The sequence below is a fragment of the Acinetobacter sp. C15 genome (assembly GCF_013420645.1).
Taxonomy (GTDB): domain Bacteria; phylum Pseudomonadota; class Gammaproteobacteria; order Pseudomonadales; family Moraxellaceae; genus Acinetobacter; species Acinetobacter indicus.
In genome coordinates this window covers 59,401-73,219 of record NZ_VOXR01000005.1, presented here as the reverse complement: position 1 = coordinate 73,219, position 13,819 = coordinate 59,401, and the positions used below count along the sequence as shown (strand labels likewise).

The 13,819-nt window shown below is 48.4% G+C and carries 11 protein-coding genes; 4 read left to right on the top strand and 7 right to left on the bottom strand.

Annotated features, from left to right (window positions below; genetic code table 11):
- Positions 1-61 precede the first annotated feature (61 nt).
- Positions 62-2,266, bottom strand: coding sequence for a bifunctional 23S rRNA (guanine(2069)-N(7))-methyltransferase RlmK/23S rRNA (guanine(2445)-N(2))-methyltransferase RlmL (rlmKL, locus tag FTT63_RS03490; RefSeq protein ID WP_180191991.1), 2,205 nt, complete (start codon positions 2,264-2,266; stop codon positions 62-64).
- Positions 2,267-2,482: 216 nt separating this feature from the next.
- Between rlmKL and FTT63_RS03485 the strand changes: the two genes are divergently transcribed.
- The 4 genes from FTT63_RS03485 (at position 2,483) to FTT63_RS03470 (ending at position 6,926) form a co-directional block, all read left to right on the top strand.
- On the top strand, positions 2,483-2,824 hold the full coding sequence (locus FTT63_RS03485; RefSeq protein WP_168382981.1) for a hypothetical protein: 342 nt from the start codon (positions 2,483-2,485) through the stop codon (positions 2,822-2,824).
- Between the two features lie 236 nt (positions 2,825-3,060).
- Positions 3,061-4,077, top strand: a complete 1,017-nt coding sequence (locus FTT63_RS03480; protein WP_152342319.1) for an aspartate carbamoyltransferase catalytic subunit — start codon at positions 3,061-3,063, stop codon at positions 4,075-4,077.
- Between the two features lie 10 nt (positions 4,078-4,087).
- Positions 4,088-5,323 carry a dihydroorotase gene (locus tag FTT63_RS03475; protein WP_168382982.1) on the top strand — a complete coding sequence of 412 codons (1,236 nt, stop codon included), beginning with the start codon at positions 4,088-4,090 and terminating at the stop codon, positions 5,321-5,323.
- Between the two features lie 148 nt (positions 5,324-5,471).
- Complete coding sequence (locus FTT63_RS03470; protein WP_168382983.1) at positions 5,472-6,926, top strand: OmpA family protein; 1,455 nt, start codon at positions 5,472-5,474, stop codon at positions 6,924-6,926.
- A gap of 122 nt (positions 6,927-7,048) precedes the next feature.
- Here the strand turns inward: FTT63_RS03470 and FTT63_RS03465 are convergent, their stop codons facing one another.
- The 6 genes from FTT63_RS03465 to FTT63_RS03440 form a co-directional block, all read right to left on the bottom strand.
- Positions 7,049-7,687 carry a CoA transferase subunit B gene (locus FTT63_RS03465; RefSeq protein WP_005177056.1) on the bottom strand — a complete coding sequence of 213 codons (639 nt, stop codon included), beginning with the start codon at positions 7,685-7,687 and terminating at the stop codon, positions 7,049-7,051.
- A 3-nt stretch (positions 7,688-7,690) separates the two neighbouring features.
- Positions 7,691-8,395 (bottom strand): CoA transferase subunit A, encoded by a 705-nt coding sequence (locus FTT63_RS03460; protein WP_005177058.1) that lies wholly within the window; start codon positions 8,393-8,395, stop codon positions 7,691-7,693.
- Between the two features lie 96 nt (positions 8,396-8,491).
- Entirely contained in the window at positions 8,492-9,394 is a 903-nt protein-coding gene (locus tag FTT63_RS03455) for a hydroxymethylglutaryl-CoA lyase (protein ID WP_168382984.1), read from the bottom strand.
- Positions 9,391-11,385 (bottom strand): acetyl/propionyl/methylcrotonyl-CoA carboxylase subunit alpha, encoded by a 1,995-nt coding sequence (locus FTT63_RS03450; RefSeq protein WP_168382985.1) that lies wholly within the window; start codon positions 11,383-11,385, stop codon positions 9,391-9,393. The genes FTT63_RS03455 and FTT63_RS03450 overlap by 4 nt, the downstream gene beginning before the upstream one ends.
- Positions 11,386-11,405: 20 nt before the next feature.
- On the bottom strand, positions 11,406-12,200 hold the full coding sequence (locus FTT63_RS03445) for an enoyl-CoA hydratase/isomerase family protein (protein WP_168382986.1): 795 nt from the start codon (positions 12,198-12,200) through the stop codon (positions 11,406-11,408).
- A gap of 12 nt (positions 12,201-12,212) precedes the next feature.
- Positions 12,213-13,814, bottom strand: a complete 1,602-nt coding sequence (locus FTT63_RS03440; RefSeq protein WP_005177066.1) for a carboxyl transferase domain-containing protein — start codon at positions 13,812-13,814, stop codon at positions 12,213-12,215.
- Positions 13,815-13,819: the final 5 nt, after the last annotated feature.

Here is a 13,819-nt window from a genome sequence, read left to right as displayed (position 1 = left end):
TATTGCTAATCGAATGAACTGTGAATAGAAAAGGATTAAATCATCCTTTACCATTCACATTTTAGATTTGTGGATGCTGGATTTTCCAGGCGCGGTGAATCTTCTGGTTACGCTTGAAATCTGGACCAATGGTTTCATGGCTGATTTCCTGGATATCAAACAGCGCTGGCAAGGTTTCATCCATTTCAAAACCGCGATAGTTATTCGAGAAGTACAGGGTGCCTTCTGTGGTTAAACGGTTCATGGCGCGTTTAATTAGCGAAACATGGTCACGTTGTACATCAAAAGTGCCGTAGAATTTTTTCGAGTTGGAGAAGGTGGGCGGATCAATAAAGATCAGGTCATATTGCTCATGACCTTCTTTTAGCCACTCAAAACAGTCGCTGGCAAAGAACTGGTGTTGTTCATCGGCATGGTCGACGGTTAAGCCGTTTAAGACAAAGTTTTCTTTGGACCAGTTCAAATAGGTGTTGGACAAGTCCACACTGGTGGTGCTGGCTGCGCCGCCTAAAGCAGCATGCAAACTCGCCGTCGATGTATAGCTGTACAGATTGAGGAAATGCTTGCCTTTAGCTTCTTTGGCAATACGTAAACGAATCTGGCGATGGTCCAGGAATAGGCCGGTATCCAGATAGTCGGTGAGGTTAACCAGAATCTTGGCCTGACCCTCCTGCACAATAAAGCGTTTCGATGCGGTACTTTGTTTGGTGTACTGGTTTTTACCTTCCTGACGGGCACGGGTTTTAATAAACACGGCATCACGGCCTAAACCGGTCACGGCACGAATCGCTTGCAGCGCCAGGTTAAAGCGTTTTTTGGCTTTTTCAGGATCAATTTTCTTCGGTGGTGCATATTCCTGCACATGCAGACGATCACCATATAAATCGACCGCGACATTAAAGTCCGGTAAATCGGCATCGTATAAACGCAGACAATAGACGTTTTCTTTAACCGCCCATTTCTTTAAGGCCTGCATGTTTTTTTGCAGACGGTTGGTAAAGTCTTCGGCACCTTCAATCGGTTCAAACTGCTGTGGCTGCCAGTCAGCCAGGAATGGTTTTACTACTGCCGATGGTTTGACCGTACCAAAACGAATGTAAATTGGCAGCTTACCATTCATTAAACGCAAGGTTTGCGGCTCATTAAATGCCAGCACATCGGCCTGTTCCACCTGGGCTGCAATGACAGCAGCAGATTGGTTCGGGAAATGTTTTTGTAGCAGGGCAGACAGACCTAAATACAAGGCACGGTTTGAGGCTTTATCCCCCAGACGTTCACCATACGGCGGGTTGGTCACCACAAAGGCAGTTTTGCCTTCGGCCTGAAAATCTGGCCAGTCTGACAAGGTGCGTTCTTCAATCTGGATATGATCGAGCAGACGTTCAAAACCGGCGGCAATAATATTCTGTTTGGTGGCTTTGACTGCTTCCCAGTCGGCATCAAAAGCATAAAATTTTGGCAGTGGTTGTTCCAGTGCCTGTTGATGACGCTCAGCCGCTTCTGCCTTTAATGACATCCACAGTTCATGGTCATGGCCATTCCAGCCATTAAAGCCGAAACGGCGTACCAGACCCGGTGCACGGTCGGTTAAAATCAGCAGGGATTCAATAATAAAGGTGCCTGAACCACACATTGGGTCCAGAATAATGTCCGGATTTTTTTCTTTGAGTTTGGCTTTTTGCAAAATTGCCGCGGCCAGGTTTTCTTTAATTGGCGCATCGGTCATAAAACGGCGGTAGCCACGTTTATGTAGCGAATCCCCGGACAAGTCTAGGCAATAGGTATGCTCGGTTTTACCGGTCAGAATATAGAGGGTAATTTCCGGTTGCTTGGTGTCAATACTTGGACGGCGGCCTACCGCTTCCATAAAGGAATCGACCACACCATCTTTGGTGCGTAAGGTGGCAAACTGGGTATTGACCTTGATTTCACGTTCCACATGCAGGCGAATGGCAAAGGTGCTTTGTGGTGCAAAAATCAGTGACCAGTCGAAGCTGATTGCACCTTCATAAAGCTCTTCAGCTACATCACGTGCGTCGTGATGGCGTTCCAGCTCATAAGTGTGAATTGGCATTAAGACACGGGAAGCCAAACGTGACCACATACAAATGCGATACGCCTGTTCCAAGCTGCCTTTGAAAATTAAACGACCCGGTAAACGTTCAATATTTTGAACCCCTAAACCTTCTAATTCCTCTTGAAGCAAGGTTTCAAGTCCATCTGCACAGGTGACCCAGTATGTAGAAAGACGCGGTTTCGAATGCATGTAAATTTCCAAAAGCAACAAAGCAATCTGATATTTTAACGTATTTTCACGGCTTTGGGCGGATGTTGTGCTGAAGATATACAAGATTTATTTGTACTAAAACCCACTTAAATTTGATCCATTTTCTATGCCTCCCAACGGTTGGTATATATTTTGCACAATAAATAATGATAACGAAAAATGACCTTAATTTTAAAATTGGAGAACGGGGAAAATATGCGAGTCGAAAGCAGTGATCAGTTAATTGCCCACAATGAAGCCTTTTCAGTGGCCACCTTATTGTATACACGTTTACGCCGGGTCAGCGGCAGGGTAATTGATGCCTTGTATCTGGTCGATCATCCGGGCTATGCCAAAGATGTGATTGAGCTGGCCTTAGCCACGGGAGATGCTGAATTAAGCCGTTATGCCGAACGGCTGACCAGGCTACTGGATTTAAATGCACCGTTGCTAAACCCGCTAGATGAAATCATCGACGAGCAGGTTGAACCAGAAATTACCGAGGAGGAAATTTACCGGGCACAGGTGTCGCATCATTATATTGGCGCCTTGCGTTAAAACCGCCATCATCCGCATCAACAAGCTCTCGATTCTGAGGGCTTTTTTTATCTATCTGCAAAAATAGCCTAAGCAATATTGATCAAAACCGGTTGAATTATCCTGTTGAATTTATGGTAATGATTGAAGAAAACTTGATTCACTGGCAGGAAAAGGGCTTTAAATGTTGAAATCTTCAGCGCCATCTTAGGGGAATCTCTGTATAATACGTTGACTTAACGTATAAGGAATCTCTCATGCACTTGGCGGCATTGCATACTCCGAGCCAGATTCAACTCAATAAAGATGGAAATCTAAAACATTTCATCACCATCGAAGGGCTTTCCAAACAAACCCTCACCAAAATTTTGGACACCGCGCAGTCCTTTTTTAATGACCAAAATCAGCTCATCACCAACAACCTGCTGGAAGGTCGTACAGTTATGAACCTGTTTTTTGAGAATTCAACCCGTACCCGCACCACCTTTGAAGCTGCAGCCAAACGTCTTTCGGCCAACGTGCTTAACATTGACATTGCCCGTTCCAGTACCTCTAAAGGCGAAACCCTGCGCGATACGCTGTGGAATTTAGAAGCCATGGCCGCCGATATTTTTGTGGTGCGTCATTCCTCTTCAGGTGCAGCGCATTTTATTGCCAAGGATGTCTGTCCAAATATCGCAATTATTAATGCCGGAGATGGCCGTCATGCCCATCCGACTCAAGCGATGCTGGATATGCTGACCATTCGCCGTGAAACCAAAAAAGACTTTGCTGACATGAGCATTGCCATTATTGGTGATATTAAACATTCACGCGTGGCACGTTCTGATGTGGCGGCGTTGCAAACTTTAGGCTGTAAAGATATTCGCGTGATTGCACCCAATACCTTGCTGCCATTTGGTTTTGGAGAATACGGAGCCGATGTACGCCTGTTTAATAAAATGGAAGATGGCATCCGTGACTGTGATGTGATTATTACCTTGCGTATCCAGAATGAACGGATTGATTCACCGGCGCTGTCCTCACCGGCAGAATTCTACAAAATGTATGGCCTGAACAAAGAGCGTCTGGCGCTGGCCAAACCGGATTGTATCGTGATGCACCCGGGACCGATGAACCGTGGTGTGGAAATTGATTCCAGCATTGCCGATGGCCCGCAATCGGTGATTTTAAATCAGGTGACCAATGGTATTGCGGTGCGTATGGCGGTGCTGGCACTGGCGATGCAGGGTCAGCTGCAGGAACAAGGTTTAATTGAAGCGATTGCGGTATAAGGAATCAGTCATGCGTATTATAAAAATTGAAAATGTCCGCGTTCTTGATCCAATGCAAAAGACTGATCGCGTGCAAACGGTATATCTGGAAAATGGCAAGCTGGTTGCAGAAACAGCAGATGTGACTGAAACCATTGATGGACAAGGCAAATGGCTGATGCCAACCATGGTTGATCTGTGCGCGCGGATGCGTGAGCCGGGTCAGCAGCAGCACGGCACTTTAAAATCAGAAGGCAAGGCGGCACGTGAAAACGGCATTCTGCACGTGTTTACCCCACCAGATTCCAAGCCGATTGTGCAGGACAATGGTGCTTTGATTCACGGTCTGGTCGAAAAAGCCATGCTGGATGGTGGTATTTATTTACAGGTGATTGGCGCACAAACCCAAGGCTTGCAAGGCAAACAGCCTGCCAATATGGCCGGTCTGAAAAAGGGCGGCTGTACTGCAGTTTCCAATGCCAATGCATCCTTTGCTGATGATGATGTCGTGATTCGCACGCTGGAATATGCAGCCGGTCTGGACCTGACCGTGGTGTTCTATGCTGAAGAACCGCAAATTGCCAAAGATGGCTGTGTGCATGAAGGCTTTATTGCTTCACGTCAGGGCTTGCCTATGATTCCGGCGCTGGCCGAAACCGTAGCCATTGCCAAATACCTGTTGATGATTGAAGCGACCAAAGTCCGTGCGCATTTCGGTTTACTGTCCTGTGGCGCTTCGGTCGAGCTGATTAAAATTGCCAAAGAAAAAGGCCTGCCAGTAACCTGTGATGTGGCAATGCATCAGCTGCATTTAACCGATCAGGTGATTGATGGTTTTAACTCGCTGGCGCATGTACGTCCACCGCTACGTGCTGAAAAAGACAAAGAATTGCTGCGTCAGGGCTTAAAAGATGGCGTAATTGATGCGATCTGTACCCATCATGAACCCTTAAGCAGTTCGGCCAAAATGGCACCGTTTGCTGAAACCTTACCGGGCTTTACCGCTTTTGATACCTTTGTGCCCTTGGGTGTGCAACTGGTTGAGGAAGGTCTGTTCAGTCCATTGGAATGGGTGCATACCGTGACACTGGCACCGGCGACGGTTGCGCAAATGGCAGATCGCTGGATGCAGGAAGCCGGCTGGATTCTGATTGATCCTGAACTGGAGTGGACGCTGGACAAAGACAGTATTCTGTCCCAAGGCAAGAATACACCGCTGATTCAGCAAACCGTGAAAGGCAAGGTAATTCAGACTTTCCTGGCCTAAATTCACTTGTTCAAGAGCCAGCATTTGCTGGCTTTTTTATGTTTTAATTTAAGTACATAAAGAAAAATACAATTATTTACAACGTCTAAAAAATGACCAGATACACTAAAAAATGCGAGTAGAACAATGACAAAAATGAGGCCATATCATGCAAACCAGATTGATAGAATTATTGAAAAATAGCGTGTCATCCATTGTGCTAGACGGGGAAACGGATTACCTCATTGAGAAAAACCGTGCCTTAAATGATTTTTATCCGGTATTTTTATCGGTGTTAAGACACCGGCCATCCCTCATTGACAGCCTGAGAAATCAGCTTAATCCGCGGCTGGCTGAAATTTTTGGTACCAACCTGAACCTGAAACAGCAGTTTCTGGAATTTAGCCGCGGTCAGGCGCCGGCAGATGAAATTGAATCCACCCTGAACCGGGCCATCGTACCAACCTTAGGTTTTTTAGAAAGCGAGGCCGGCTCGACCGATCCTGAGGCGATTGTGCATTTGCTTGATCAGCATATGCCGGACATTCAGGCTGCTTTGCCGGAATGGGCCGCTGCGCTGCTGGCCGGTTTGGGCGTCAATGCCACTGCCGGGCAGACTATTCATCAGGCGCCTGAGTTATATGAAGAGGTGCCAGAGCAGAAGCGCTCGCCGTGGGTGCCGATTCTGATTTTTATTATTCTGGCATTGTTACTGGCCTTTTTATTTAAAGCCTGTTCTGACCGTAATGAAGAAGAGGTGCCTGTTACCCAGGCAGCAGCGACGGAACCGGCCTATTTGCAGGTCAATACCGGTTCCAATGGCGATCTGGTCACCTGTCAGTTGTATCTGAACAATCCGGCTTATACCGACATTCTGCAAACAGAAGTTAAACGGATTTTTAACCATCCGACAGGTTGTGGGGTGAATAGCGCCAGTAATTATCATAGTGAATTTATTGATCAGGATGTGATTCCAACGGCACTGAAAATCCTGAAAGATGTGCCGAATACCAATATGACCTGGATGGGTGAGCAGATTGCGATTCAGTCCACCAATCCGGCAGATGCGCAGCGTGTGGCCAATCAGCTGCGTCCTTTGGCCAAGAATATGACCATTACGGTGCAGCAGGATCTCGATGTACAGACCGTCACACCAGCGACCACGACCGCAGCACAAGCCTTGGCCGTGATTAACCCGGATAATATTCAGGCGCTGGATGTCGCCACAGCCTTAAATCTGGAGGCGATTCATTTTGAGTCGGCATCTTCGACTGTACCGGAAGCCAATCAGCCAATTCTGGATCAGGCTGCGGCCTTAATCCAGCGTGCGCCGCATGTAAATTTGACCATTAAAGGCCATACCGATGCAGTAGGCAGTAATGAAGCCAATAATCTGTTGTCCTTACGCCGTGCTGAAGCGGTACGTGATTATCTGGTACAACGCGGGGTTGATCCTTCCCAGTTACAGGCCGTGGGGTATGGCCAGCAACAGCCGATGGAACCAAATGCAACCCCAGAAGGGCAGTTCCAGAACCGTCGTATTGAGTTTGAAGTATTAAATACAGAAACCGGGGTGGTACGTGCGGTCGATGACCAAGGTATTGTCGAGAAAAAAGCAGAGTAAGGATTGAGTTAAGGAAATAGAAAAGGACGACGTCAAGTCGTCCTTTTTGGTTTAGTTGAAAAGCGGAGGTAGCGGTGGGGATGTATTCACGACCATCCGATGCCCGCTTTTAAAACCAGCCATTAAGCTGCATTACGTATTAAAGGCACCCCGGTGACTTTCTGGATTTCATCAAAACTGACCTCCGGTGCCAGTTCCACCAGCTGCACGCCGGTTGGGGTAATATCCAGAACGCCCAAATCGGTAATTACGCGATGAACCACGGCTTTACCGGTCAGCGGCAGGCTACACTGTGAAACGATTTTAGGTGTCCCATCTTTGGCGCAGTGTTCCATCAACACCACCACTTTTTGCACACCTGCGACCAGGTCCATGGCACCGCCCATACCTTTGACTTTTTTGCCCGGAATCATCCAGTTGGCCAGATCGCCCTGTTCAGAGACTTCCATGGCCCCCAGAATGGCAATATTGACATGGCCGCCACGGATCATGGCAAAAGAGTCTGCGCTAGAGAAAAACGAAGCACCTTGACGAGCTGTGACCGTCTGTTTGCCGGCATTAATCAGGTCAGCATCGACCGTGGCTTCAGTTGGGAATTCCCCAATCCCGAGCAGGCCGTTTTCTGACTGTAGCCAAACGTTGATATTTTCTGGAATATAGTTAGCGACTAAAGTTGGTAAACCAATCCCTAAATTGACATAGAAACCATCTTCCAGTTCTTGTGCGGCGCGCTGCGCCATTTGATTACGCGTCCAAGCCATGGTTTAAGCCTCCGCCTTTAAAGTCATTTGTTCAATACGTTTTTCAGGATGTGCATTTAACACAATGCGGTTGACATAAATCCCCGGCAGATGAATTTCATCTGGATCGAGCGCGCCAATCTCTACAATTTCTTCGACTTCGGCAATGGTGATTTTGCCCGCCATGGCACAGACCGGATTAAAGTTTTGTGCAGTTTTACGGAAAATCAGGTTGCCGGCCTTGTCGGCTTTATAGGCTTTGACCAGGGCAACATCGGCAGTTAAAGATTCTTCTAAGATATAATCCTGACCTTTAAACTGGCGCACTTCTTTGCCTTCCGCGATGACGGTACCGACACCGGTGGCGGTAAAGAAGGCTGGAATACCTGCACCGCCGGCACGTAATTTTTCTGCCAGCGTACCTTGCGGGGTCAGTTCAACTTCCAGTTCACCACTCAGGAACTGGCGTTCAAATTCCTTGTTTTCACCGACATAGGATGAAATCATTTTTTTAATCTGTTTGGTTTCAAGCAGCAGCCCCAGACCAAAACCATCAACACCGGCATTGTTGGAAATACAGGTCAGCTGTTTGGCACCGGTGTCTTTTAGCGCGGCAATTAATGCTTCAGGAATCCCGCACAGGCCAAAACCACCCACGGCCAGGGTTTGACCATCCTGAACCACGCCATTTAAGGCGGCTTGTGCGCTGTCATAGACTTTATTTGCCATGTGTCACCTCTATTTTTATCCTTTTTTCAGCAGATTGCTGCTGTTACATCCTTGAGTGGCTTGAGGGCATTGCTCAAGCCGGGTTTTATTCGGTTATTAAGCGCAGGCTTTTTGCCAGTAGGCATTGGCATAATTGGATGGATTATTGCGCTGTAAAACATTGCTGATGTTACGGCTGGCCTGCATCAAGGCATCCAGCTGAATGCCGGTTTCATAGCCCATGTTGGACAGCAGATAATACAGATCTTCGGTTGAGACATTGCCGGATGCGCCTTTGGCATAAGGACAGCCGCCTAAACCGGCAATTGACGAGTCAAAAACGCGAATACCTTGCAGCAGTGACTGGTAAATATTGGCGATGGCCATGCCATAGGTATTATGGAAATGACCGGCCAGCACCGTCGTATCCAGTTCAGCTAGACAGGCATCCCAGACTTTTTTCACCCGGTCGGGTGTGGCGGTGCCAATGGTTTCACCTAAAGACACTTCATAGCAGCCCATATCCAGCAGGCGCTGCGAAACTTTTGCCACCTGCTGTGGATCAATCGCGCCTTCGTACGGACAATCGACCATACAGGACACATAACCACGCACACGAATGTTGTGCGCTTTGGCTTCACGCATCACATCGCTGAATTTTTCAAAACTTTCATCAATTGAGCAGTTGATATTTTTACGGGTAAAACTTTCAGAGGCTGCGGTAAAGACCGCAACTTCTGTACAACCCACTGCCAGCGCAGATTCAAAACCTTTCAGATTTGGCGTGAGCAGGCTGAACTGAATGTTTGGATCTTTGGGCAAGCCGGCAAACAGCACATCGCTGTCTGCCATTTGTGGTACCCATTTGGCCGATACACAGGAACCAACTTCAATGGCCTGTAATCCGGTTTGCATTAAATCCAGAATCAGCTGTCTGCGGTCATCCAGGGTTAAGGGCGTTTTTTCATTTTGCAGGCCATCGCGTGGCCCGACTTCAACAATTTTGACAAATTCTCTCATGCGACTTCCTCCGCCAGCGGCTGGAATTCCACCAGCTCATCGCCAGCTTTAACCTGATCACCGGCCTGGAAGTAAGAGCTGGCCACAATGCCGTCATGTGGCGCACGAATCGAGTATTCGATTTTCATGGCTTCGAGGGTCATCAGGACATCGTCTTTTTTGACTTTGTCATTGGCCGCCACCAGTACCTGAGTGATGACACCTGGCATTGGCGCAGTCAGGTTGTTTTCAGCACCTTGTTCATCATCCTGGTTAAATACCGGTTTTAGATAGGCAAATTTATAGCTCTGACCATTCTGGAACAGGGTAATGCCATGTTCAGTCTGGCTAAAGGCCAGTTTTTGCTGTTTACCGGCCAGCTTGAATTGCAGGGTATGCGCATCCAGTAACTGGCCTTCAAGCTCAAAAGTCTGACCATCATACTGTGCGACAAAACCATGTTCTTGTGCTGCAAACTGGATATTTAAGGTTTTGTCATTACATTGAAATTTGATTGTCTGACCCGATTGCAGATTTAAACGCCAGAAAGCATTGGTCTGCCACACCGGATTGCTGGCACTCGGGTTTTGTGCCAAACGTGACAGTAATTCGATGAAGGCCGCGCTGACCACCAGCGTGCTGTTCAGTTCTGTGGCTGGTTTTAGCAGGAACTCTTCTTCGCGTTGAATCAGGCCGGTATCTAAATTGGCATTTTTGAAAGAATCGCACAGCACCAGACGATCCAGGAAGGCAATGTTGTTGCCCAGACCATCAACATGGAACTGACCTAAAGCATGGTGCATTTGCGTTAATGCCGCTTCACGGTTTTTGCCCCAGACAATCAGTTTGGCAATCATTGGGTCGTAGTAGGTGCTAATTTCATCGCCTTCAACAATACCGCTGTCGACGCGTACCGCTTCATTTTGTGCTGGATAATGCAGATAGCTGATTTGACCAATCGCCGGAATAAAGCCTTTTTCAGGTTCTTCGGCATAAACACGTGCTTCTAAAGCATGGCCGTGAATCTGCAATTCGTGCTGCTGTTTTGGTAAAGGCTCACCAAAGGCGACGCGTAATTGCCACTCGACCAGATCCTGACCGGTAATCATTTCAGTCACCGGGTGTTCAACCTGCAGACGGGTGTTCATTTCCATGAAGTAGGCAGTACCATCTTGCTCGACAATAAACTCGACCGTACCGGCACCAACATAATTCACGGCACGCGCGGCATCAATTGCGGCTTGACGCATGGCTTCCAGTTTATCTTCCGGCATTTTCGGTGCTGGTGCTTCTTCCAGTACTTTCTGATGGCGGCGCTGTACCGAGCAATCACGCTCAAACAGATGCACATAATTGCCATGGGTATCGCCAAACACTTGCACTTCAATATGACGCGGCTGCACCACATAGCGTTCAATCAGCACATCTTCATTGCCAAAGCTGGAACGGGCTTCACTCTTACAGGAGGCCAGGGCGCTAAGGAAATCTTCACTGCGCTCAACCAGACGCATACCTTTACCACCACCGCCGGCGCTGGCTTTAATCAGCACTGGATAGCCAATGTCATCCGCCTGCTGTTTTAAGAACGCAGCATCCTGATTGGTGCCATGATAACCCGGTGTTAGTGGTACGCCGGCTTTTTCCATCAAGGCTTTAGAGGTGGCTTTTAAACCCATCGCCAGAATGGCGTCAACTGGCGGGCCAATAAAGACAATGTTGTTGTCCTGGCAGGCAAAAGCAAACTGGTCATTTTCAGACAGGAAGCCATAACCCGGGTGAATGGCTTGTGCGCCGGTGCTTTTTGCGGCTTCGATAATCCGTTCAATCTGTAAATAGCTTTGTGCTGCTGGTGATTCACCAATATAGACGGCTTCATCGGCCATTTTGACATGCTGGGCCTGAGCATCTGCATCTGAATAGACTGCAACAGTTGCAATCCCCAGTTTTTGGGCAGTACGAATGACACGGCAGGCAATTTCACCACGGTTGGCAATTAAAATCTTTTCAAACATCGTTAGGATCCTTCTAGTTGTTATGCCGTGGTCTTGATCCAGGCCGGGCTTTGTTTGTTAAGGAAAGCATTTAAGCCGTTTTTCGCCTCATCTCCCTGGCGAACATGGGCAATATGCTGTGCGGTTTTAAGCAGCAGATCTTCAGTCAGGACCTGTTGATCGACGAGTTGAATCAGTTGTTTTGAGGCGTTCTGTGCTTCTGGTCCACCGAGTAATAAGGCCTGCACAATTTCATCAATTTTGCTGTCCAGCTGTTCCGGTGCGGTCACTTCATGTGCCAGACCAATAGCGTGTGCCTGTGCTGCAGAAATCCGTTCAGCAGTTAAAAAGTAACGTGATGCCTGACGTGCGCCAATGGCACGAATGACATAAGGGCTGATGGTGGATGGCGCCAGGCCTAAACGTACCTCAGAGGTGGCAAATTTGGCATCGGTGCTGGCCACACAAATATCACAGGCCGAGGCCAGACCCATACCACCACCAAAGGCAATGCCATGTACGCGAGCGATAGTCGGCTGTTTCAAGGTGGCCAGACTTTGCAGCATTTTGGCCAGTTTCAGGGCATCGGCTTCATTGTCGGCTTGTGAGGCCTGACCGGCCTGTTTCATCCAGTTCAGGTCGGCACCGGCAGAAAAGCTTTTGCCACGACCGGCCAGAATCACCACACGTACATCAGCGCGGGTATTCAGTTGCTGAAAGCAGGCGTGTAATTCTTCAATGACCTGCGTATTAAAGGCATTGTGCAGTTCGGCACGGTTAATCCACACCGTGGCCACCTGATCTTGCTGTTCGAGTTGTAAAAATTGATAATCCATTTTTGTCACCTCTTACATGCGGAACACGCCGAATTTGGTTGGCTGGATTGGGGCATTTAATGCCGCCGCCAGACTGAGCGCCAATACTTCACGTGATTGTGCTGGATCAATAACACCATCATCCCATAAACGCGCAGAAGCATAATATGGATGACCCTGACGCTCATACTGGTCACGAATAGGCTGTTTAAACTGATCTTCTTCTTCCGCTGACCAGCTGCCGCCTTTGCTTTCAATCTGGTCGCGTTTTAAGGTCGAGAGTACACTCGAAGCCTGCTCACCGCCCATCACCGAAATACGCGAGTTTGGCCAGGTCCACATAAAGCGTGGTGAATAGGCACGGCCACACATACCGTAGTTGCCGGCACCAAAAGAACCGCCAATCACCAGGGTCAGTTTCGGTACATTGGCTGTCGCCACCGCCATCACCAGTTTGGCACCATTTTTGGCAATACCTTCATTTTCATACTGACGGCCAACCATAAAGCCGGTGATGTTCTGAATGAAGAGCAGGGGAATATTGCGCTGGGTACACAGTTCAATAAAGTGTGCGCCTTTTTGTGCCGACTCGGAAAACAGAATTCCGTTATTGGCAATAATGCCGACTGGCATACCGTACAGTTTGGCAAAGCCGGTGACCAGCGTGGTCCCAAAACGTGCCTTGAACTCGTCAAAACGTGAACCATCGACAATACGGGCAATTACTTCACGCACATCAAACGGTTTACGTGCATCAGTCGGGACAATGCCGTACAGCTCGGACGCATCGAATAATGGTGCTTCGACATTTTCCGGCTGCGGATTTGGTTTTTTATTTAAATTGGCGACGATGTTGCGGGCAATGGCCAAAGCATGTTCGTCATTTTCTGCCAGATGATCGGCCACACCTGAAAGGCGAGTGTGCACATCGCCACCGCCCAGATCTTCACTGCTGACCACTTCACCGGTGGCAGCTTTCACCAGTGGCGGGCCACCCAGGAAAATCGTACCCTGATTCCGCACAATAATGGTTTCATCCGACATGGCAGGGACATAAGCACCGCCGGCTGTACAGCTGCCCATCACCACGGCGATCTGGGCAATGCCCATGCTCGACATACGCGCCTGATTGTAGAAAATACGGCCGAAGTGATCACGGTCCGGGAATACTTCATCTTGCAGCGGTAAATAGGCACCGCCAGAATCGACCAGATAGATACAGGTCAGATGGTTCTGCTCGGCAATTTCCTGAGCGCGTAAATGCTTTTTCACAGTCAGCGGATAATACGTTCCGCCTTTGACTGTCGCATCATTGGCAATGATCATACAGGTCACGCCATTGACCTGACCGACACCGGCCACCACACCGGCAGCAGGCACATCATCCTGATACACCTGATAGGCAGCCAGCTGACCAATTTCAATAAAAGCCGTACCCGGATCAATCAGGTGGTCAATCCGTTCACGTGGTAATAATTTACCGCGATCCAGATGTTTCTGACGTGCAGTTTCACCGCCGCCGAGGGCAATTTTCTGGACTTTCTGTTTCAGGTCATCGACCAGGGTTTGCATCGCTGCGTGGTTGTTTTTGAACTCTTCGCTGCGAATATTGATTTTGCTCTGTAATTGATTCATGCCAA

Excerpts from the sequence above, each read along its gene's own strand:
- rlmKL (WP_180191991.1), bottom strand. The coding sequence starts at position 2,266 with ATGCATTCGAAACCGCGTCTTTCTACATACTGGGTCACCTGTGCAGAT.
- FTT63_RS03485 (WP_168382981.1), top strand. The coding sequence starts at position 2,483 with ATGCGAGTCGAAAGCAGTGATCAGTTAATTGCCCACAATGAAGCCTTT.
- FTT63_RS03480 (WP_152342319.1), top strand. The coding sequence starts at position 3,061 with ATGCACTTGGCGGCATTGCATACTCCGAGCCAGATTCAACTCAATAAA.
- FTT63_RS03475 (WP_168382982.1), top strand. The coding sequence starts at position 4,088 with ATGCGTATTATAAAAATTGAAAATGTCCGCGTTCTTGATCCAATGCAA.
- FTT63_RS03470 (WP_168382983.1), top strand. The coding sequence starts at position 5,472 with ATGCAAACCAGATTGATAGAATTATTGAAAAATAGCGTGTCATCCATT.
- FTT63_RS03465 (WP_005177056.1), bottom strand. The coding sequence starts at position 7,687 with ATGGCTTGGACGCGTAATCAAATGGCGCAGCGCGCCGCACAAGAACTG.
- FTT63_RS03460 (WP_005177058.1), bottom strand. The coding sequence starts at position 8,395 with ATGGCAAATAAAGTCTATGACAGCGCACAAGCCGCCTTAAATGGCGTG.
- FTT63_RS03455 (WP_168382984.1), bottom strand. The coding sequence starts at position 9,394 with ATGAGAGAATTTGTCAAAATTGTTGAAGTCGGGCCACGCGATGGCCTG.
- FTT63_RS03450 (WP_168382985.1), bottom strand. The coding sequence starts at position 11,385 with ATGTTTGAAAAGATTTTAATTGCCAACCGTGGTGAAATTGCCTGCCGT.
- FTT63_RS03445 (WP_168382986.1), bottom strand. The coding sequence starts at position 12,200 with ATGGATTATCAATTTTTACAACTCGAACAGCAAGATCAGGTGGCCACG.
- FTT63_RS03440 (WP_005177066.1), bottom strand. The coding sequence starts at position 13,814 with ATGAATCAATTACAGAGCAAAATCAATATTCGCAGCGAAGAGTTCAAA.